General features: G+C 67.7%; 21 protein-coding genes. 13 read left to right on the forward strand and 8 right to left on the reverse strand.

Going from position 1 to position 20,723, the window contains the following annotated elements:
* Window positions 1–78 precede the first annotated feature (78 nt).
* The 4 genes from Y710_RS14180 (at window position 79) to Y710_RS14195 (ending at window position 3,878) form a co-directional block, all read left to right on the forward strand.
* The gene (locus tag Y710_RS14180; RefSeq protein ID WP_062367738.1) at window positions 79–1,143 is read left to right on the forward strand and encodes an isocitrate/isopropylmalate dehydrogenase family protein; all 1,065 of its coding nucleotides are present in this window, start codon (window positions 79–81) and stop codon (window positions 1,141–1,143) included.
* 95 nt (window positions 1,144–1,238) lie between these two features.
* Window positions 1,239–2,141 (forward strand): ABC transporter substrate-binding protein, encoded by a 903-nt coding sequence (locus Y710_RS14185; protein WP_045536784.1) that lies wholly within the window; start codon window positions 1,239–1,241, stop codon window positions 2,139–2,141.
* Between the two features lie 4 nt (window positions 2,142–2,145).
* Window positions 2,146–3,090 (forward strand): amino acid ABC transporter permease, encoded by a 945-nt coding sequence (locus Y710_RS14190; RefSeq protein ID WP_062367739.1) that lies wholly within the window; start codon window positions 2,146–2,148, stop codon window positions 3,088–3,090.
* Between the two features lie 35 nt (window positions 3,091–3,125).
* The gene (locus Y710_RS14195; RefSeq protein ID WP_006895409.1) at window positions 3,126–3,878 is read left to right on the forward strand and encodes an amino acid ABC transporter ATP-binding protein; all 753 of its coding nucleotides are present in this window, start codon (window positions 3,126–3,128) and stop codon (window positions 3,876–3,878) included.
* 9 nt (window positions 3,879–3,887) lie between these two features.
* Here the strand turns inward: Y710_RS14195 and Y710_RS14200 are convergent, their stop codons facing one another.
* The gene (locus Y710_RS14200) at window positions 3,888–4,796 is read right to left on the reverse strand and encodes a VOC family protein (RefSeq protein WP_082781329.1); all 909 of its coding nucleotides are present in this window, start codon (window positions 4,794–4,796) and stop codon (window positions 3,888–3,890) included.
* Between the two features lie 128 nt (window positions 4,797–4,924).
* Between Y710_RS14200 and Y710_RS14205 the strand changes: the two genes are divergently transcribed.
* A complete protein-coding gene (locus Y710_RS14205) occupies window positions 4,925–5,377 on the forward strand; it encodes a MarR family winged helix-turn-helix transcriptional regulator (RefSeq protein WP_062367740.1) in 453 nt (150 codons plus the stop codon).
* Here Y710_RS14205 and Y710_RS14210 read toward each other — a convergent pair.
* The 4 genes from Y710_RS14210 to Y710_RS14225 all read right to left on the reverse strand — a co-directional run bounded on the left by Y710_RS14210 (window position 5,365) and on the right by Y710_RS14225 (window position 7,724).
* Window positions 5,365–5,658, reverse strand: a complete 294-nt coding sequence (locus Y710_RS14210; protein WP_006895412.1) for a DUF2277 domain-containing protein — start codon at window positions 5,656–5,658, stop codon at window positions 5,365–5,367. The genes Y710_RS14205 and Y710_RS14210 overlap by 13 nt on opposite strands.
* Before the next feature lie 9 nt (window positions 5,659–5,667).
* Window positions 5,668–6,129 carry a DnaJ family domain-containing protein gene (locus tag Y710_RS14215; RefSeq protein WP_062367741.1) on the reverse strand — a complete coding sequence of 154 codons (462 nt, stop codon included), beginning with the start codon at window positions 6,127–6,129 and terminating at the stop codon, window positions 5,668–5,670.
* A 165-nt stretch (window positions 6,130–6,294) separates the two neighbouring features.
* Window positions 6,295–7,110, reverse strand: a complete 816-nt coding sequence (locus Y710_RS14220) for a class I SAM-dependent methyltransferase (protein WP_006895414.1) — start codon at window positions 7,108–7,110, stop codon at window positions 6,295–6,297.
* Between the two features lie 83 nt (window positions 7,111–7,193).
* On the reverse strand, window positions 7,194–7,724 hold the full coding sequence (locus Y710_RS14225) for a 2'-5' RNA ligase family protein (protein WP_006895415.1): 531 nt from the start codon (window positions 7,722–7,724) through the stop codon (window positions 7,194–7,196).
* Between the two features lie 216 nt (window positions 7,725–7,940).
* On the opposite strand from Y710_RS14225, the gene rpsA reads away from it, so the two are divergent.
* The 3 genes from rpsA (at window position 7,941) to Y710_RS14240 (ending at window position 10,783) form a co-directional block, all read left to right on the forward strand.
* Window positions 7,941–9,410, forward strand: coding sequence for a 30S ribosomal protein S1 (rpsA, locus tag Y710_RS14230; protein ID WP_006895416.1), 1,470 nt, complete (start codon window positions 7,941–7,943; stop codon window positions 9,408–9,410).
* Between the two features lie 151 nt (window positions 9,411–9,561).
* A complete protein-coding gene (locus tag Y710_RS14235) occupies window positions 9,562–10,209 on the forward strand; it encodes a DUF1361 domain-containing protein (RefSeq protein ID WP_082781330.1) in 648 nt (215 codons plus the stop codon).
* A 202-nt stretch (window positions 10,210–10,411) separates the two neighbouring features.
* Complete coding sequence (locus tag Y710_RS14240; protein WP_062367743.1) at window positions 10,412–10,783, forward strand: hypothetical protein; 372 nt, start codon at window positions 10,412–10,414, stop codon at window positions 10,781–10,783.
* A gap of 35 nt (window positions 10,784–10,818) precedes the next feature.
* Here the strand turns inward: Y710_RS14240 and Y710_RS14245 are convergent, their stop codons facing one another.
* From Y710_RS14245 to Y710_RS14255, 3 genes are read right to left on the reverse strand one after another with little or no spacing between them, the layout of a single operon-like run.
* Window positions 10,819–11,742, reverse strand: a complete 924-nt coding sequence (locus Y710_RS14245) for a LysR substrate-binding domain-containing protein (protein WP_039867024.1) — start codon at window positions 11,740–11,742, stop codon at window positions 10,819–10,821.
* 20 nt (window positions 11,743–11,762) lie between these two features.
* Window positions 11,763–15,158, reverse strand: a complete 3,396-nt coding sequence (locus Y710_RS14250; protein ID WP_006895419.1) for a pyruvate carboxylase — start codon at window positions 15,156–15,158, stop codon at window positions 11,763–11,765.
* 11 nt (window positions 15,159–15,169) lie between these two features.
* Complete coding sequence (locus tag Y710_RS14255; RefSeq protein WP_231649987.1) at window positions 15,170–16,084, reverse strand: alpha/beta hydrolase; 915 nt, start codon at window positions 16,082–16,084, stop codon at window positions 15,170–15,172.
* A gap of 168 nt (window positions 16,085–16,252) precedes the next feature.
* On the opposite strand from Y710_RS14255, the gene Y710_RS14260 reads away from it, so the two are divergent.
* From Y710_RS14260 to Y710_RS14280, 5 genes are read left to right on the forward strand one after another with little or no spacing between them, the layout of a single operon-like run.
* Window positions 16,253–17,728, forward strand: a complete 1,476-nt coding sequence (locus Y710_RS14260; RefSeq protein ID WP_062367744.1) for a 2-hydroxymuconic semialdehyde dehydrogenase — start codon at window positions 16,253–16,255, stop codon at window positions 17,726–17,728.
* Between the two features lie 35 nt (window positions 17,729–17,763).
* Window positions 17,764–18,576: a 2-keto-4-pentenoate hydratase gene (locus Y710_RS14265; protein WP_062367745.1), complete on the forward strand. Its 813-nt coding sequence runs from the start codon at window positions 17,764–17,766 to the stop codon at window positions 18,574–18,576.
* Entirely contained in the window at window positions 18,573–19,001 is a 429-nt protein-coding gene (locus Y710_RS14270; RefSeq protein ID WP_006895424.1) for a RidA family protein, read from the forward strand. The genes Y710_RS14265 and Y710_RS14270 overlap by 4 nt, the downstream gene beginning before the upstream one ends.
* A gap of 33 nt (window positions 19,002–19,034) precedes the next feature.
* Window positions 19,035–19,556, forward strand: a complete 522-nt coding sequence (locus Y710_RS14275) for a 3-hydroxyanthranilate 3,4-dioxygenase (protein ID WP_006895426.1) — start codon at window positions 19,035–19,037, stop codon at window positions 19,554–19,556.
* A gap of 1 nt (window position 19,557) precedes the next feature.
* The gene (locus tag Y710_RS14280) at window positions 19,558–20,550 is read left to right on the forward strand and encodes an amidohydrolase family protein (RefSeq protein WP_062367746.1); all 993 of its coding nucleotides are present in this window, start codon (window positions 19,558–19,560) and stop codon (window positions 20,548–20,550) included.
* Window positions 20,551–20,723 lie beyond the last annotated feature (173 nt).

Genomic DNA, 20,723 nt, shown 5'->3' on the forward strand with positions numbered 1-20,723 from the left:
CGCGACAACGTGGCGACGGTCAGCCGAAGTATGGGACCTTCTCTTACAGAGACAGTCCCGATGAACAGGAACCCGCGAATGACAGACACGCTCCGCCTCGCAGTCCTCGAGGGCGACGGAATCGGACCCGAGGTGGTCCCGGTGGCCGTGGACGTCGCGACCCGGGCCCTCGCGGCACAGGGGCTGACGGTGGAGACCACCGCGCTGCCGTTCGGTGCCGCCGCCGTCGAGTCCGACGGCGCGCCCGTGCCCGCGAGCACGCTCGACGCGCTGGAGAAGTTCGATCTCTGGGTGGTCGGACCGCATGACAGCGCCTCGTACCCGGCCGAAGTGCGGTATCCGCCGCCGGGCGCGGTGTTGCGCAAGCAGTTCGGTCTGTACGCGAACCTGCGGCCCGCCCGGGCTGTCTCCGGTGTGACGGCGACCGCGCCCGACATCGATGTCCTGGTGGTCCGGGAGAACAGCGAGGGACTGTACGCGGACCGGAACATGACGATCGGCAGCGGCGAGTTCATGCCGACGCCGGACGTCGCGCTCGCGGTGGGCGTGGTCACCCGCGCGGCGTCCGAACGCATCGCGGTCGAGGCTTTCGAAGCGGCACGGCGGCGGCGCGGGCACGTCACCGTGGTGCACAAGGCCAACGTGCTGCGACTGACGACGGGACTGTTCCGGGACGAATGCCTCGCGGTCGCCGAGCGTTACCCGGACGTCCGGGTGGACGAGCAGCACGTCGACGCGATGGCGGCGCTGCTGGTGCGTCGCCCGGCTGACTTCGATGTGATCGTCACCGAGAACCTGTTCGGCGACATCCTGTCGGACCTGGCGGCTGAACTATCCGGTTCCCTCGGCCTGGCCCCGTCGATCAACGCCTCGGACACGCGCGCCATGGCGCAGGCGGTGCACGGCGCCGCACCGGACATCGCCGGCCGCGGCATCGCCGATCCGGTCGCCATGATCGGTTCGGGCGCCATGCTGCTGCGCTGGCATGCTGCGCGTTCGGGCGACAGCCGACTGTCGGCAGCGGCCGATGCGATCGACGGCGCGGTGGCCCATGTGCTCGGTGAGGGGATCGCCACGGCCGACCTGGGCGGCGGTGCGTCGACCTCGGAGTTCGGGGCGGCGGTCGCGGCGCAGGTCGGCTGAATCTCGCCCCGGTCGGCCGCGGCGGCCGGCGAACCCGTCATACTCATAGACTCCGGGGGATCACACCGATCCCCGGTCACGACGGAGAGGTGCCGATGCGAGTGCGATCGCTGCGCGTGCGGGTGCTGGCCGGTGTGGCGGCCGCGGCGCTCGCAGTTCCCGTGCTGTCGGGCTGCGTGGTCGACGAGTCGGCGCTCGACACCAAGCCGATAACGGTGAAGGTGGAGAAGCAGCCCGAGATCGCCGCGATGCTGCCCGCGAGCATTCGAGAATCCGGAGTGCTGCGTGTGGGTACCAACCCGCCGTACCAGCCGAACGAGTTCAAGGACCGAGAAGGTCACATCATCGGATTCGACGTCGACCTGATGAACGCCGTGGCCGGCGTCCTCGGGCTGCGGGCCGAGTACAGCGAGTCCGACTTCGACAAGATCATCCCCGCGATGCAGGGCGGCACGTTCGATCTGGGGATGTCGTCGTTCACCGACTCGCTGGAGAGGCAGAAGGAGGTCGACTTCGTCGACTACTTCAGCGCCGGAATCAAATGGGCGCAGAAGGTGGGCAGGGGGATCGACCCGGACAACGCCTGCGGCCTCCGCGTCGGAGTGCAGAGCACCACGGTCGAAGACACCGATGAGGTCCCCGCCAAGAGCGCCGCATGCGAGAAGGCGGGCAAGGACCCGATCATCAAAGTCAAGTTCGAAACCCAGGATCAGGTGGTGAACGCCTTGCTCCTGGGCCAGATCGACGCGTTCTCGGCCGATTCTCCGGTGACCGCGTACGCGATCAAGAAGACCGACGGTCAGCTCGAGGAAGTGGGGCCGCTGTACGACGCGGCGCCGTACGGGTGGCCGATCGTCAAGGGCTCTGCGCTCGGACCCGCTCTGCAGGCAGCCCTGCAGTACCTCATCGACAACGGTCAGTACGAGAAGATCGCCACACATTGGGGAGTGGAAGCAGGAATGATTCAGCGATCCGAGATCAACGGAGCGAAGGGCTGAACCGATGACGGCAAGTGACATCCGGGCCGGCGACACGGCGGAGACCCCCGCACCGATCAAGGCCGTCCCCCTCCGGCATCCCGGACAGTGGATCGCCGCTGTGATCATTCTCGGGCTGGTCGGGCTCTTCGTGTACGGCGCGGCCACCAATCCCGCCTACCACTGGTCCACCTACGGCAAGTACCTGTTCGAAGAACGCATCCTGTCGGGTGTCGGATACACGCTGGCGCTGACCGTCCTCGCGATGATCATCGGGGTGATCCTCGGCGTGATCCTGGCGGTGATGCGGATGTCGCAGAACAAGGTGCTCAGTTCCGTGGCCTGGGTGTACCTGTGGGTATTCCGTGGCACTCCGATCTTCGTTCAGCTGGTCCTGTGGGGGCTCGTCGGTTCGCTCTACAAGACCGTCCGGGTCGGCATACCCTTCGGCCCGACCGCGTTCGAAATCGACATCCAGGCCTTCAGCCTCAAGTACGTCTTCCTGATCGCCGTGATCGGGCTCGCCCTCAATGAGGCCGCGTATATGGCGGAGATCGTCCGCGCCGGCATCTCCTCCGTGGGCGAAGGACAGATGGAGGCGTCGGTGGCGCTGGGCATGTCGTGGTGGCAGACGATGCGGCGAATCGTGCTGCCACAGGCGATGCGGGTGATCATCCCGCCCACCGGCAACGAGGTCATCAGCATGCTCAAGACCACCAGCCTCGTGGCCGCGGTGCCTTTCAGCCTCGAACTGTACGGCCGCCAACGGGATATCTCGGGCGTCAACTTCCAGCCGATCCCGATGCTGCTCGTGGCGTCGACGTGGTATCTGGTCGTCACCTCGGTGCTGATGATCGGGCAGCACTTCGTCGAGAAGCACTACGAGAAGGGTGCCTCGCGCGAGCTGTCGGAGGGCCAGCTGCAGGCGCTCGCCGCCGCCAACAAGACGGTCGTGGAGGAGGGCAAGTGACGGACACCGGTGTTTCGTCCGACGGCGGCCGGCCGATGGTGCTGGCCGACCGCGTATGCAAGAACTTCGGTGCCCTTCAGGTGCTGAAGGGTGTGTCCATCGAGGTGCAACCCGGCGAGGTCGCATGTCTGATCGGCCCCTCGGGCTCGGGGAAGTCCACCTTTCTGCGGTGCGTCAATCACCTCGAGAAGGTCAACGCCGGACGTCTGGAGGTGGACGGCGAACTGATCGGTTATCGAGAGCGCGGCGGCCGACTCTACGAGCTCAGCCCGCGCGAGGCGGCCAGGCAGCGCCGCGACATCGGGATGGTGTTTCAGCATTTCAACTTGTTTCCGCACCGGACCGCGCTGGAGAACATCATCGAGGCTCCGGTCCTGGTCGGCGGGAAGTCCAAGAGCGAGGCCACCGAGCGTGCTCTGGACCTGCTGAGCCAGGTGGGCCTGCGGGCCAAGGCCGACGCCTACCCGGCCCAGCTCTCGGGCGGACAGCAGCAGCGCGTCGCCATCGCCCGCGCGCTCGCCATGGATCCGAAGCTGATGCTCTTCGACGAGCCGACTTCGGCTCTCGACCCGGAACTCGTCGGCGACGTGCTGGCGGTCATGCGGACCCTCGCCGCGGAGGGGATGACGATGGTGGTGGTCACCCACGAAATGGGCTTCGCCCGCGAGGTGGCCGACCAGTTGGTCTTCATGGACGGTGGAGTGGTGGTCGAACGCGGGGATCCCCGTGAGCTGCTGTCGAACCCGCAGCAGGCGCGAACCCAGGAGTTCCTCTCCAAGCTGCTGTAGCGGGCCCGCTCACACGGTGGCGATCGGCGTGAGGATCCCGGGCGGATCGGTCCGGGCCGCCTCGGTGAAGCGGTGGCCCCAGAAGCTCGGCTTGCGGTAGGTGCGGGCGATCCAGCTCAGGTCGTCGACCACCAGACCCCCGTAGCCGAGCTCCAGCTGAAACCCCGACGGCGTCCCGACATAGGTCGATGTCATGAGGTCGTTCGAGTGCCGGCCGAGCGTCTGCATCACCGGGACGCGATGCTTCTCGACCAGGTCGATCGCGCGGCCGAGATCGTCCATGTGCTGGTATTCCAGCATCAGGTGGTTCACGCCGATGTGGCCGGGCGCCTCCGCGAGCGCCAGCGAGTGGTGGCGGCCGTTGACGTGGTAGAACCGCACGTCGAAGTGATCCGACACGATTCGGTCGGAGAGCCGGAATCCGAGTACCCCGGAATAGAACTCGTCGGCTTCCGCGAGGTCCGGTACCTGGTAGACGATGTGTCCCAGCCCCTGATCGCCCGTCACGAACCCGCCGCGCATGGTCCGTCCCGCGCGGAACGAGTTGGGGGTGGCGCCCTTGCCCCAGGACAGTTCGTGGCGAAGTCCCCACGGGTCGGTGAACCAGGCCAGTTCGGCGACGCCGCGGTCGCGCACGACCGGTGCGTCGGCCCACTCCAGGCTCAATCCGCGGCGCGCGAGATGCTCGGCGAACGCGTGCAGATCGGTCTCGTTGGCCAAGCCCCAGCCGGTGTATCGGAGTTCGTCGGTCGCGCCGGGGTGGATGCAGATGCGGAAGTCGACGTCGTCGACAGCGAGCCGGACCGTACCGTCGGACGTTCGGCTGTGAATCATCGCGCCGACGATCTCGGGTCCGTAGGTCGCCCAGTCCGACGAGCGCGGTGAGCCGAAGCCGACGTACGAGAGTTCTTGAATCATTCGAGAGTCCTTCGCTTGGGGAACGTGTTCTCGCGTCTGAAGGTAGACCGCAATAATGAATGGGTCAACCAACAATTATGATTCATAACGAAATCGGTGAGAGTTGCCGCACTCGATAGGCTGACGGGATGACAGGTAAGGCGCCGTCAGAAGATCTTCTCGGCGATTCACTGAGCGCACGGCTCGGCTTCCAGTTGGTGAAGGCGGCGATCGGGGTGCGCCGGGCGTATGCGGCGGAGCTGAGACGGCACGGGCTCCTGCCGCATCAACACGCGATCCTCGCGGTGCTCGTCGACGGCGAGGGGCTCTATCAGCGGCAGCTCGCCGAGGCGGTGCGCGTCGACCCGCCCGATCTCGTTCCGTACATCGACGGCTTGGTGAAGGAGGGGCTGGCCGCGCGTTCCCCGGACCCGAAGGATCGGCGTCGGCAGATCGTCACGATCACCCCTGCCGGCACCGAGCGGCTCGGTGAGGCCGACAGGGGCCTGGACGTGGTCGAGTCGGCGTTGTTCCGTCGGCTCTCGTCCTCCGATCGGAGTCGATTGCGCAAGGTATTGGCGGAGATCGATCAGGAGGACTGAATCGGTCGGCGCGCCTCGCGCGCCGCGATTCGTGCTCGTACTTCGGGACGCCGCAGCGGCGGGACGGTTCGCGGAGGCTGCCTGCGGGCCGGAAGTGCGTCGAGGAGTTCGACGGTCGCCGCGGTCACGGCGTCTACCGCCGTCTCGATCGCGTCGTGGTTGGCGTCGGTGACTTTGCGGATTCCGGAGACCTTCCGCACGTACTGCAGCGCGGCTGCCCGGATCTCTTCGTCAGTCGCTGCCGGCTCAAGGCCGCGCAGTTCGGTGATGTTGCGGCACATGAGCCCAGGCTACGCCGCGCCGCCACGTCTCGTGCCCGGAGCGGAGTCGGTCGCGATCTCAGCGTGCGTGCGAGCCTGCTCGGCTCGAGCCGCCCGGCGGGCGGCCCACGCGCCGATTGTCGCCTCGACGTCGCGCGGCATCGTGATCAGTGGCGGCCCTTCCGGGGTCTGATACCGGGCGTTGACCGCCCGGGTGTTGAAATCCTCCACCTCGCGGCGCGCGGCCCGCTCGCTGGACATCGCATCGAGTTCGGCGTCGAGTTCGGCGTCGTCCTTCCGCAATTGGAGGGACGGCGGCAGTGAGACGAGCCGCTCTCGCTTCAAGTAGCGCTTGATCCACCAATCCGGGTCGTCGTGGTCTGACAGATCGAGAGGTTCGCCGGCTCCGGGCAGATCGTCGAAGTCGCCGCGTCGAGCTTGACGCTGGGTGACCGTCAGCGGGTTGCGTGCGCGCAGTGAGTCGAAATCCATTGGTGCACGCGGGAGGGTGGTCTGGGTGGTTTCGACTCGCTCCGCTCGCTCAACCAGCGGGAGGGCCGGGTTCGCTCGTCGGCGGGAGGGTTGGGTTCGCTCGGTCGGCGGGAGACCCGAGACGGCGGACGGTCGCGCCGTCGAGACTCGACGGCTCTGCGCGCCTCATTCGGGCTTGCGGCAGACGAAGATGGCGGTGCCCGGGAAGTAGGAGCCCCGCAGCGGCGACCACTGGCCCCACTCGTCCTCGAGGTCGTCGGGCCACTCCGGCTCGACGATGTCCTCCAGCAGTAAACCCGCGGCGACGATCTCGCGAACGCGATCACCGATCGTCCGGTGGTGTTCGACGTACGTGACTTCGCCGTCGTCGCCGGTCTCCGAGTATGGGGTTCGCGAGAAGTACGACATACGAACCACGAGACCTTCGGGTCCGGGGTCGTCGAGGAACATCCAGCGAATCGGATGGTTGGTGGCGAACACCCATCGGCCGCCGGGGCGCAGCACCCGCGCGACCTCGCGCATCATGCGGGCCGAGTCGGCGACGAACGGGACGGCGCCGAACGACGAGCAGGCTTTGTCGAACGACTCGTCGGCGAAGGGGAGGTGCTCGGCGCCGGCCTGGACGAGGGGAACCGGTGCGTCGTCGCGCTGCATCGACTCCAGGCCGTGCCGCAGCATGCCGATCGACACGTCGAGACCGATCACGTTGGCGCCCTGGGTTTTCAGCCATCTCGCGCACGGCGCCGAGCCGCATCCGACCTCGAGCACGTCGCGGCCGGCGACGTCGCCGAGAAGCCGGGCCTCCGACTCCCGGTAGCGCTCGGGGCCCCAGACGAACTCGCCTCCCGGTGTGTCGCCGCCGATGAAGTGGCCGTGCTCCTCGTGGTACTCGTCGGCTTCGCCGTCCCACCATGTCCGGTTCGCTCGTTCGCTGACGGCCGAGTCGATCTCACCGAGGACGCGAGGCGGTCGGGAAGTCATGGAGATGGTCCTCTCGTGGCATGGCGTTGGCTCCGAGCCTAGTGACCGCATGCCGGTCACTGAACGCGGAGCACACGTCGACCTCAGCAGCCTCGGCCGGGAATCACCACGTCGACCTTCGCGTCGCCGTCCCACCTGCGGATGGCCGACGCCCGTCCTACGACGGTCGGCCACGACAGCAGTTGCAGCGCGGCCGCGAGCTCGTCGGCAGTCAGTCGCAGCCCGAGCGTCACGTGCGGCGTCCACTGTCCGGGCAGGCTGTGCTGCGCGAGCTCGGTGACCCGTTCGCGGGTGAGCCGGACGATCGTCGCATGGACGGTGAGCAGTTCCGACGACGGCACCACCGCGCGGGCCAGTGTGTACTTGCGGCCGGCGGCGAACACGACCGCGCCGCCGACTCGGAACTCGAAGGGCAGTCGCTGGGCCGTGGAGGCCAGGGCGGAATCGGCGGCGGGCGAGATCGCAGTGCCGGCGAGCAGGGTGCAGTGCGGCCGATTGGTCCGGGCCCGCACCCGGCCCGCGCTCGGCAATCCGGCGGCTTCGAGCGCGTCCCACTGCGCACGAACGGCGGCCTCGGTCTCGGGATCGGGCAGGATCTCGATCGAATGTGCCATCCTCGGCTCCTTCTGTGCGCGCGTCCCGGAGACTGTATTTGTGCAGGTAGGCCCGCAGTAGTACGCTTACACACGTGTATGCGCGAAGCATGCACTCTGCGCCGACCGGAACGTCACGTCGAGGCGGTGCGCACAATCGAAGGAAACCGGGCGCAGCCTGCGAAGACTGTCCCGTTTACCGTACCTACTAGATACCTGTCCGGAGCAACTCAACATATGTCGTCCCCCACGATTTCCTCGCCGCAAGTAGCCGTCAACGACATCGGCTCGGCCGAGGACTTCCTCGCCGCTGTCGACTCGACGATCAAGTACTTCAATGACGGCGACATCGTCGAAGGCACCATTGTCAAGGTCGATCGCGACGAGGTCCTGCTCGACATCGGCTACAAGACCGAGGGCGTCATTCCCTCGCGCGAGCTGTCGATCAAGCACGACGTCGACCCCAACGAAGTCGTCACCGTCGGCGACGAGGTCGAGGCCCTCGTTCTCACCAAGGAGGACAAGGAAGGCCGCCTGATCCTGTCGAAGAAGCGTGCGCAGTACGAGCGCGCTTGGGGCACGATCGAGGAGCTCAAGGAGAAGGACGAGGCCGTCAAGGGCACCGTCATCGAGGTCGTCAAGGGCGGCCTGATCCTCGACATCGGCCTGCGCGGCTTCCTCCCGGCTTCGCTGGTGGAGATGCGTCGCGTCCGCGACCTGCAGCCGTACATCGGCAAGGAGGTCGAGGCCAAGATCATCGAGCTCGACAAGAACCGCAACAACGTCGTTCTGTCGCGCCGCGCTTGGCTGGAGCAGACCCAGTCGGAGGTCCGCAGCGAGTTCCTCAACCAGCTGCAGAAGGGCCAGGTCCGCAAGGGCGTCGTGTCCTCGATCGTCAACTTCGGTGCGTTCGTCGACCTCGGCGGCGTCGACGGTCTGGTTCACGTCTCCGAACTGTCGTGGAAGCACATCGATCACCCGTCCGAGGTCGTCACCGTCGGCGACGAGGTCACCGTCGAGGTCCTCGACGTCGACATGGACCGCGAGCGCGTGTCGCTGTCGCTGAAGGCCACCCAGGAAGACCCGTGGCGCCAGTTCGCCCGTACCCACGCGATCGGTCAGATCGTTCCGGGCAAGGTCACCAAGCTCGTGCCGTTCGGCGCCTTCGTGCGCGTCGAAGAGGGCATCGAGGGTCTGGTCCACATCTCCGAGCTGGCGGAGCGCCACGTCGAGGTTCCGGACCAGGTCGTCTCCGTCGGCGACGACGCGATGGTCAAGGTCATCGACATCGACCTGGATCGCCGCCGCATCTCGCTGTCGCTGAAGCAGGCCAACGAGGACTACACCGAGGAGTTCGACCCCTCGAAGTACGGTATGGCCGACAGCTACGACGACCAGGGGAACTACATCTTCCCCGAGGGCTTCGACGCCGAGACCAACGAGTGGCTCGAGGGCTACGACAAGCAGCGTGAGGAGTGGGAGGCCCGCTACGCGGAGGCCGAGCGCCGTCACAAGCTGCACACCGCTCAGATCGAGAAGTTCGCCGCGGCTGCCGCCGAGGCGGAGAACGCTCCGAGCGACTACTCGTCGTCGAGCTCGGCTTCGCAGTCGACCTCGTCGAGCAGCGGCCCGGCCCAGACCGGCGGATCGCTCGCCAGCGACGAGCAGCTCGCCGCACTGCGCGAGAAGCTGTCGGGCAACGCCTGATTCACGCGCGGTCGGTCGGAGTGACTGACTGAACAACACCCCGGAACCTCGGTTCCGGGGTGTTGTCGTCTGTCCGGACGAGTCGGGGCGAGCTCGGGCTCGGCCGCTCGCGTACCGTGTGGCCATGCGAGAAGAGCCGACTTCGGACACGATGTCTTTCACCTGGCGCCGGCTCGCCCTGATCGGCGCCCTGGCCGCGACGACGGCGTTGACGATCGTCGTCGGTGTGACCGATCCCCATGCGCCGCTGGTGTATCCGACCCGTTTCCTGATCTGGAACCTATTCCTCGCCTGGCTTCCGCTGCTGATCGCGTGCGCCTTCGTCATCGTGCGAAACAAGCTTGCGCTGATTCCGCTCGGACTCGCGTGGCTGGCCTTCCTGCCCAACGCGCCCTACCTGATCACCGACCTCGTGCATCTGGGCGAAGGCTACGAACTCTGGCGGCACATTCTCCAGTACGGATTCGCGGCATGGACCGGCGTGATGCTCGGCGTGGTCTCGATGCGGCTGGTGCACCGACGCATCGAAGCGGACTGGGGACGGGCCGCGGGCTGGGCCGCCGTCGCCGCATCGGTGATCCTCTGCGCCGTAGGAGTGGTCATCGGCCGATTCCAGCGCTGGAACTCCTGGGATCTCGTGACCCGGCCGGACGCCGTCGTCGCCCAGACGATGGGATGGGTGAGATCACCCTTCGCGCACGTGCAGTCGTCCGGCGTCGCCGTCGCGGTCGCTGTCTTCCTGGCCGCCGCATACCTGACGATGTGGGCCTACGAGTCGATCGGCGCCGCCGGCCACTGACGGCGGCGCCCAACCGCGGTCCGCGGACCGGCGCAACGTCGGATACACCGGTTTTGTCGTAGTCGGTTGATAACTTCCGCCCATGACTGGAATGAACCGTCCCCCGCAGCAGCCGCTCCCCACTCCGCATCCTTCGGTCCCGCATTCTCCGGTGCCGTCAGCACCGGTACCGCCCGCCGGGAGGGGGAGGAGACGCGGCATCGTGCCGTGGATCGCGGCCGGGACGGTGGTTCTCGGCGTCATCGTCGCGGTGATCGTCCTCGTCGTCGTCGACAGCGGGCCGTCACGAGTTACGGCGAGTTCCGTCGTCGCCGAATGCGATTCCAGCTCTTCGACGCTCACTCTTGCCGAAGACGGGAAGACGATCGAATTCACCTATCACCCCGACCGGTCCACCTCCCAGGCCGTGTACGACTGCCTCCTAGAGCAGACGAAGGCACCGTCCAGCGTGGACGCGCGTGTGCTCGGCACGCGCGCCATCGACGGAACGCAGCAGGCCGACTGGGAGGGCTGGGAGATGTTCTGGAACTACCACCCTGATTCGGGAGCTTCGATCACCCTGTCCGAACACTGACGGCGGCGCCGCCGACCTGTCCGTTTCCTGCAGTCTCAACCGAGCCGTACTTCGGCGACCGTCCGCAGGTGCGCGACGAGAGCCTGGCCCGACGGGCTGAGCGGACGGTCGGCGGCGACGGTGAGTCCGACGCTGTGCCCGATGGATCCGAGGTCCACGTCGAGCGGGGTGAGGCGGGCGTCGCCGCGTCCGATGAGGCTGGGCAGCACAGCGAGCGTCTCCGTATGGTGCAGCAGCTCCCGTACCGTGAGGAAGCTCGTCGCTTCCACACGGTTCTCCGGCAACGCGGTTCCGCTGCGGGCGAACACCGCTTCGAGTTCCCCGCGCAGGGCGGTCTCGACGCCGGGGAGTACCCACGGGTAACCGCGGGTGTCGGCGAGAGAGAAGGGTCCGGCCCCCGCGAGGGGGTGGGTGGAGCCGGCGAAGACCTCCACCGACTCCTCGTACAACGGGAGACGCGTGATGGTCGATGTGCTCGGCGATGTCAGACGACCGACGATCATGTCGATGCGACCCGCCTCGAGCTCGGCGAGCAGCGCTTCCGGCGAGCCCTCTCGTACCACGACGGTGAGTCGCGGATGCTTCGCTTTCAACTGCACAATCGCCTGCGGCAGAAGCACATTCGATCCCGCGAGATGCGTCCCGACGATCACGGTTCCGCGATCGGCGTCCGCCAGCTCCACCACATGGCGACCCGCCTGGTTCAGTTGTGCGAGGATCGCCCGCGCGTGCTCGGTGAACGCCGCCCCGAAGATCGTGGGCGTGATTCCCCGCGGGCCGCGCTCATACAGCTCCACTCCCACGATCGCCTCGATGTCGCGCAGGCTTCGCGTGGCGACCGGCTGAGTGACGTGGAGTTCCGCGGCTGCGCCGATCACGCTGCCCTGCCGCGACAGCGCGTCGATCAAGACCAGGTGCCGGATCTTCAGCCGGCCGTCGAGCAGTTTCGGCAGATCGATCGACGGCCGGTCCGCCGCACTCATACCCCGGAGGTGATCGTGATCAGCAGGTCGCCGTTCTCCACCTGCGCCACCCCCGGCACCGCGATCCTGCCGACCACGCCGCCCACCGGCGTGGTGATCGCCGCCTCCATCTTCATCGCCTCGATATGGGCGATCGTGTCGCCCGCGGCCACCTCGTCGCCTTCGGACACCTCCAGGGTGACCACGCCGGCGAACGGGGCGGGCACCTGACCGGGAACCGACGGATCGGCCTTCTCGGCCCGCGGCCGTGCGTCTTCGATCGAGCGGTCGCGCACCTGGACCGGCCGCAGCTGGCCGTTGATCCAGCACATCACCGTGCGCATCCCGCGTTCGTCGGCTTCGGAGATCGACTCGAGGCCGAGAAGGAGCGTGACACCGGGTCCGAGTTCCACGACGTGTTCGGTGCCGGGAACCAGACCGTAGAAGAACTCGCGGGTGCCGATCACCGAGGTGTCGCCGAAGGTCTCGCGGTGCTCGATGAATTCCCTGGACGGACCGGGGAACAGCAGCCGTGACAGTGTGGTCCGGCGCGTCTGCGAGTCGGCTGCGAGCCCGGCGCGGTCGTCGTCGGTCAGTTCGGCGAGCGGCGGTGCCACGGCCGGCGTGTTGCCGAGCGCCCGGGTGCGGAGCGGTTCGGGCCAACCCGCGGCCGGAGTGCCCAGCTCGCCGCGGAAGAACCCGGTGACCGACTCGGGGAGGTCGACCACCGTCGGATCGGCGGCGAACTGTTCGGCACTGACGCCCGAACCGACGAGAGCGAGGGCGAGGTCGCCGACGACCTTCGACGACGGCGTCACCTTGATGAGGCGGCCGAAGGCCCGGTCGACACCGGCGTAGGCGCGTTCGATCTCCTCGAACCGGTCCGCGAGCCCCAGAGCGGTGGCCTGCGCACGCAGATTCGACAGCTGACCGCCCGGGATCTCATGGGTGTACACACGGCCGGTCGGAGCGGGGATGCCGGCCTCGAACGGGTGGTAGAGCCCGCGCATCGACTCCCAGTAGGGCTCGAGCTCGCAGACCGCGTCGAGGTCGATGCCGGTGTCGCGGTCGGTGTGGGCGGTCGCCGCGACCACCGCCGACATCGACGGTTGACTGGTACCGCCCGACATCGGGGCCGCGGCCACATCGACCGCGTCCGCGCCGGCGTTCCACGCCGCGAGGTACGTCGCCAGCTGGCCGCCCGCGGTGTCGTGCGTGTGGACGTGAACGGGAAGGTCGAAACGCGACCGGAGGGCCGTCACGAGCGTGGTGGCGGCCGGGGCGCGCAGCAGCCCGGCCATGTCTTTGACGGCGATGATGTGCGCGCCGGCGTCGACGACGCGCTCGGCCAGCCGGAGATAGTAGTCGAGGGTGTAGAGATCCTCCGCCGGGTCCGTCAGGTCACCGGTGTAACAGAGGGCGACCTCCGCGACCGCAGTGCCGGTCGCGCGCACGGCGTCGATCGCCGGACGCATCTGGTCGACGTCGTTCAGCGCGTCGAAGATGCGGAAGATGTCGACGCCGGTGGCGGCGGCCTCGGCCACGAAGGCATCGGTCACCTCGGTGGGATAAGGGGTGTAGCCGACGGTGTTGCGTCCCCGCAACAGCATCTGCAGGCAGATGTTCGGCACCGCCTCGCGCAGTCGTGCCAGGCGGTCCCACGGATCCTCGTGCAGGAAACGCAGGGCGACGTCGTAGGTCGCACCGCCCCAGGCCTCGATCGACAGCAGTTCCGGGATACTCGAGGAGACGTGGCCGGCGACCGCGGTCAGGTCCTTGGTGCGGACGCGTGTGGCGAGCAGCGACTGGTGCGCGTCGCGGAAGGTGGTGTCGGTGATCGCCAGCGCCTTCTGCGCACGGAGATCGGCGGCGAAGCGTTCGGGGCCGAGGGTGGCGAGCCGCTGGCGGGAGCCCTCCGGCACGGATCGCTCGGATGCCGGCCGCGGCAGCTTGGAGGCCGGGTCCACGCCCGCCGGAGCCTTGCCGTTGGGGGAGTTGACCGTGATGTCGGCCAGGTAGTTCAGCATGCGTGTGCCGCGGTCGGCCGGAGCGTTGCCGTGCAGCAGCTCCGGATGCGCGGCGATGAAGCCGGTGTCGACGGCGCCGGACTGGAACGTCGGATCGTCGAGCACTGCGCGGAGGAACGGGATGTTCGTCGTCACCCCTCGGATCCGGAACTCCATCAGCGCGCGGCGGGCGCGGGCGAGCGCGATGTCGCGAGTGGACCCGCGGCAGGTGAGCTTGACCAGCATGGAGTCGAAGTAGGCGCCGACCTCCGCGCCGACCGTGGTCCCGCCGTCCAGGCGGACGCCGGCGCCGCCGGGCGACCGGTACGCCGTGATGCGTCCGGTGTCGGGCCGGAATTCGTTCGCGGGGTCCTCGGTGGTGATCCGGTACTGCATGGCGGCACCGTGCAGCGCGATCGTGTCCTGCGACAGTCCGAGACCGGCGAGGGTGGCTCCGGCGGCGAGCTGCAACTGGGTCTGGACGAGATCGACGTCGGTCACCTCTTCGGTGACGGTGTGCTCCACCTGGATGCGGGGATTCATCTCGATGAACACGTAGTCGCCGCTGGTGTCCAGGAGGAACTCGACCGTCCCGGCACAGGTGTAGCCGATGTGGCGTGCGTAGCGCACGGCGTCGGCGCACATGCGCTCGCGCAGGTCCGCGGGCAGGTCCGGAGCGGGTGCCTGCTCGATGACCTTCTGATGGCGACGCTGGACGGAGCAGTCGCGCTCATAGAGATGGACGACATCGCCGGTGGCGTCGCCGAGGACCTGGACCTCGATGTGCCGCGGCCCGCTCACCGCCTGCTCGATGTACACCGCACCGTCGCCGAACGCCGACTCCGCTTCGCGGGAGGCCTCTTCGAGCGCCGCGCGCAGGAGCGCGGGATCGTCGACGAGGCGCATGCCGCGACCACCGCCGCCCGAGACGGCCTTGACGAAGACCGGGAAGGTCATCGACTCGCCGGCGTCCAGCAGCGTCTGCACATCGGTGGAGGGTTCGGTCGACGCCAGGACCGGGAGCCCGGCGGCGCGGGCTTCGGCGATCGCTCGAGACTTGTTGCCCGTCAGCTGAAGGACTTCGGCAGTCGGACCCACGAAGGTGATCCCGGCCGCGGCGCACGCCCGTGCGAGTTCGGGGTTCTCGGAGAGGAATCCGTATCCGGGGTAGACGGCGTCGGCACCGGATTCCTTCGCGACACGGATGATCTCGTCCACATCGAGGTAGGCTCGAACGGGATGCCCGGGCTCGCCGATCCGGTACGCCTCGTCTGCCTTGAACCGGTGGGGAGAGTTCCGGTCCTCGTGCGGGTACACCGCGACGGTGGTGATGCCCAGCTCGACGGCCGCGCGGAGGGCGCGGATCGCGATCTCGCCTCGGTTGGCGACAAGGATCTTGCGGAACATGACGGGGGTCCTCATTTCGGGGTGTGGGTCGGTGCGGTCAGGGCGAAGAGACGATGCACGGCCGACGACAGTTCGGTGTCGCGATCGGCCAGGTCGACGAAGACGTCGAAGTGGTTCCGTCCGGGAACGGTCAGGAGCGGGCCGGCACTTCCGCGGGCCCAGTGCCGGTGGAAGTCCCGACTCTGCCGGCGGAAGCCGTCGGCCTCGTGCTCGGCCATGGCGATCACCGCCGGAGCGGGATCGTCGGGCAGCGGTGCGAGGGCCGGGCTGAGGTCGGCAGCGGACTGCTCGGTCAGGAAGAGCCACTCGTTCGCCTCGGCGTGGATCAGCGGCCGCAGATCATAGAGTCCGCTGATCAGCAGGCCGGCGTGCACTGCGCGATCGGGCAGCCCGAGGTCAGCCTGCCAACCGCCGATCATGGTGGTCGCGGCGAGGTGAGCACCCGCCGAACTGCCGCAGACCACGATCCTGTTGCGATCGAGGCCGTGCGCGGGTCCGTCGCGATGCACCCATGCGACGGCCGCCCTGACTTGACGGACCATTTCGGGCAGGGAGGTCGCCGGAGCCAGTCCGTAGTCGACAGCGACAGTGGCGATACCGTGGTCGGCCAGCGTGCGCGCCATGAACGCGGTGTCCAGGCGTGACAGCGAGCGCCAGTATCCGCCGTGGATCACCAGGAATACCGGACGGGGAGCGTCGGCGATCCCCCACACGTCGAGCACCTCGTCGCTGTGCTCGTCGTAGGCGACGCCGCGGGCGCCGGGCAGATCCCGGACTGCGCGCTCGGACCGCGTTCGGTAATCGTCCATCACCCTGGCGAAGGTTTCCGGGGACACGGTTCCGCGGGCGCTGTATGCGGCGGCGATCTCGGGGTCGAACAACGGGGCTCCTTCGAACGGCAACGAATCGTCTTCAGGGTCTGGCACGCAACTCATACCCGTCTAATACCGAACACGTACCCGACTATGCCATTTTTGCTATGACGACCGGCACTCCGGTCGGCGGTTGTGACCATCTCCGTTATGACTATTTCGGTATGTGAGTGATTCCGCTAGGTATTTGAACCACATGGCGATGCGGATCACAGTGGATTCATGACCGCACCCCACCCCGAATGGATTCGCAACTACGTCGACGGCGCATTCCTCGACCCCGATCCGGCGTCGGCGTTCGACGCGGTCGACCCCGCCACCGGCACCGCGTACGCCAGGGTTCACGAGGCCGGAGCCGAGATCGTCGACCGTGCCGTCGGTTCGGCGCGACGTGCGCTGGCCGCCGGCTGGGCCGACCGGCCGGTCGCAGATCGGGCCCGGATCCTCCGTCGTGCCGCCGACCTGATCGAACAGCGCTTCGACGACTTCGTCGCCGCAGAGCTCGCCGACACCGGCAAGCCGGTGACACAGGCGCGTGCCCTCGACGTCGCCCGCGCTCCGATGAACTTCCGCGCGTACGCCGACCTGGTGTCGAGCGCCGGCGAGCAGTCGTACCTGACCGACACCGCCGACGGTCGCCGAGCCCTGAACTACACGGTCCGCAAACCGCTCGGCGTGATCGCGATCATCGTCCCCTGGAACCTCCCGCTCCTGCTCCTCACCTGGAAAGTCGCACCGGCGCTCGCCTGCGGGAACGCGGTGGTGGTGAAGCCGAGCGAGGACACTCCCGCCACCGCCTCGCTGCTGGCCGAAGTGCTCGCGGAAGCCGGTCTGCCGCGCGGTGTGTACAACGTGGTCCACGGTTTCGGCGCCGATTCGGCCGGGGCGTTCCTGACCGAGCATCCCGGAATCGACGGTGTCACCTTCACCGGATCGTCGGCCACCGGCAGTCACGTCATGCGGACGGTGGCGCCGCGGGTGCGGCCGGTCTCGCTGGAGCTCGGCGGCAAGAACGCGGCGATCGTCTTCGATGACGCGGACGTCGACGAGGCGGTCAAGGGACTGAGCCGGTCGATCTTCACCAACACCGGCCAGGTGTGTCTGTGCACCGAGCGCGTATACGTTCAGCGGCGGATCTTCGACGAGGTGGTGGCCGGCCTGGCGACCGAGGCCGGCTCGCTGCGGCTGGGAGATCCGTTCGACGAGGCGACGACGACCGGCCCGCTCATCTCAGAGAAGCACCGAAGGAAGGTCCTGAGCTACTTCGACCTCGCCCGCGCGGAAGGCGCCGATGTGGTGTGCGGGGGCCGGGTCCCGGACGTGGGAGAGCACCTCGACGGGGGTTCGTGGATCGCGCCGACGCTGTGGACGGGCGTCGACAACAGCAGTCGCGTGATGCGCGAGGAGATCTTCGGCCCGGTGGCCGGTCTGGTCCCGTTCGACACCGAGGAGGAGGCGATCGCACTCGCCAACGACACCGAGTACGGGCTCGCGTCGGTTGTCTGGACCGACGATCTGCGTCGCGGTCACCGCGTCGCCGCGCGGATGAACGTCGGGCTCTCGTGGGTCAACACCTGGTACCTGCGTGATCTGCGAGCCCCGTTCGGCGGCGTCGGGCTCTCCGGCATCGGCCGCGAGGGCGGAGAATCCTCGCTGCACTTCTACACCGAACCGACCAACGTCTGCCTGCAACTGTGACCACCACACCTCCGTCCGAAGCGAAAGGACCGCATATGCACACCACCGACGACGAGGCGGCCGCGCTGGCCGGCCGTCTCGACCACGCCCAGACCGGATGTCGAGAGACCCCGAGCATCGAACGTGATCCCGCGGTCGGTACCGCCTTCGACGTCGACCTCGCATATCGGGTGCAGGAAGAACTGATCGGGCTGCGAACGGCGCGCGGCGAGAGCGTGGTCGGAGTGAAACTCGGGTTCACCAGCAAGGCCAAGATGGCGCAGATGGGCGTCTCCGACGTCATCGTGGGCCGGCTCACCGACGCGATGACCGTCGCGAACGGCGGCACGGTGGACCTCGGGAAGTTCATCCACCCGAAGGCGGAGCCGGAGGTGGCGTATCTGCTCTCGCGCGATGTGCGCCTCGACGACCCGAACGAGGACATCCTCGACGCGGTCTCGGCGATCGCTCCGGCGGTGGAGGTCATCGACTCGCGTTATCTGGACTTCGCCTTCACCTACGCCGACGTGGTGGCCGACAACACCTCGGCGGCCGGATATGCGATCGGGGAGTGGTCGCCGCTGTGCGACGCGGCGGACCTCGACGTGACCCTGCGCGTCGGCGCCGACTCGGTGCACGGTTCCACCGCCGCGATCCTCGGCGATCCGGCTCAGGCCCTGCTCGCGCTCCTCGACATGTGCCGGCGGCGGCGCATTCCGCTCGAGGCCGGCCACGTGATACTCGCCGGCGCAGCGACCGCCGCGCTGCCGCTCACCGCCTCCACGCCCGACGGCACGGACGTGCAGTGCACCGTCGAAGGACTCGGAACGGTGTCCTTCACGGCAGTCGGAGAGGCGGCCCGCCGATGAGCGCCGCCGGCGCCGAGGCGCTCGTCGTCAGCGGAAAAGCCACCCCTCGAGGACGATTCCCGCACGTGAAGACGGTCGGCGATCTGATCTTCGTCTCCGGCACCAGCTCGCGCCGTCCGGACAACACGTTCGTCGGCGTCGAGGTTGACGAGATGGGCACCGCCTCCCTCGACATCGAGGCGCAGACGCGAGCGGTGATCGAGAACATCCGCGACATCCTCGCCGAGGTCGGCGCCGGACTCGACGACCTCTGTCAGGTCACGGCCTACCTCGTGTCGATGAACGATTTCGGCGCCTACAACCGCGTCTACGGCGAGTACTTCGACGAGAACGGTCCCACGCGGACCACCGTCGCGGTGCACCAGCTCCCGCATCCGCACCTGCTCATCGAGATCCAGGCGATCGCACATCGCCGGCGGCCGTGACTCGGCCACCCACTCACAACCCCAGGAGTTCCCATGACGACCATTCCGCCCGTCATCGATTTCCAGCGCTGGATCGACGACAACCGCCATCTGCTCAAGCCGCCGGTGAACAACCAGATGATGGCGCTCGGAGACGACTTCATCATTCAGGTGGTCGGCGGCCCCAACGAGCGCTACGACTACCACTACGAGCCGTACGAGGAGTGGTTCTACCAACTCCGCGGCGACATCCACGTCAACCTGATGACCGAGGACGGGCCGCGACGGGTCGATGTCCGGGAAGGGGAGACGTGGCTGATGCCTGCGAACATTCCGCATTCGCCGCAGCGGCCAGACCCCGATTCGATCGGTCTGGTGATCGAGCGGGTCCGCAAGGAGGGCACGCTGGAGAAATTCCAGTGGTATTGCCTGGAATGCCACACCAAGCTGCACGAGGTGGAGTTGCAGGTGCGCGACCTCGTCGAGGACATGCCTCCGGTCTTCGACTCCTTCGGTTCCGATGAGCAGGCCAGGACCTGCCGTGAATGCGGCGCCCTCCATCCGGGGAAGGGCTGAAGTGAGCGACATCATCGACGTCCACACCCACTATGTGCCGAAGGGATGGCCCGACCTGCGCGACGTCGCCGGTCCCGAAGCGCCGTGGCTGCGTGTGGAGTCCGAACGCGAGGCGATGATGATGACCGGCGACGTCGAGTTCCGCCGGATCCAGTCCGACGCGTGGGATCCGGAGGTGCGCCTGCGCGATATGGACGCGGACGGGGTGGCGACCCAGGTGGTCTCGCCGACGCCGGTGTTCTTCAATTACGCGAGGACCGGTGAACAGGCCGCGCGGATCTCCGCGGTGTTCAACGATCTGGCACTCGAGATCGTCGACGCGGCCGGCGAACGGATGATCCCGTTCTGTCAGGTGCCGCTGCAGGATCCCGATCTCGCATGCGAGGAACTCGACCGGTGCCTCGCCAACGGGCACCGCGGCGTCGAGATCGGCAACCACGTCGGCGATCGTGATCTGGACGACGAAGGCGTCGTCACCTTTCTGCAGCACTGCGCCGACCGCGACGTCCCCGTCTTCGTTCACCCGTGGGACATGGCGGGATCGCCGCGACTGGACCGCTGGATGGCGCAATGGCTGGTGGGGATGCCCGCCGAGTCGCATCTGTCGATTCTGGCGATGATCCTCGGCGGCACCTTCGACCGAGTGGACGAGCGACTCAAGATCGCCTTCGCGCACGGCGGCGGCTCGTTCGCCTTCTGGCTCGGTCGGATGGAGAACGCCTGGCATCGGCGCCACGATGTCATCGGCACCTCCGAATATCCGCCGTCGCACTATCTCGGACGGTTCTACGTCGATTCGGTGGTCTTCGACGAACGCGCGTTGCGGCTGCTGGTCGACACGATCGGGCGCGACCGGGTGCTGGTGGGCAGCGACTACCCCTATCCGCTCGGAGAGCGGCCGGTCGGCGAAGTGGTGCGAAAGAGCGAATTCCTGGATTCGACCACCCGATCGCTGATCACACACGGGAACGCCGAGCGTTTCCTGGGACTCTGAGTCTCCCCGCACCGGAGCCGGGCGGTGTCCGGCCGCCAGGTGGTGCGCCGACGGCCCGCTCCATCCCTATGCCCGCCGGGGCATCGGTACCGCGGGGAAAGGCATTTCTCACGCGCCGCCGTATGCCGTCTTCTGAATGTGACCCCGATTACTGATCGTTCGTCGGCGTCGTC

The sequence above is a fragment of the Gordonia sp. QH-12 genome (assembly GCF_001578675.1).
Classification (GTDB): Bacteria; Actinomycetota; Actinomycetes; order Mycobacteriales; family Mycobacteriaceae; genus Gordonia; species Gordonia sihwensis.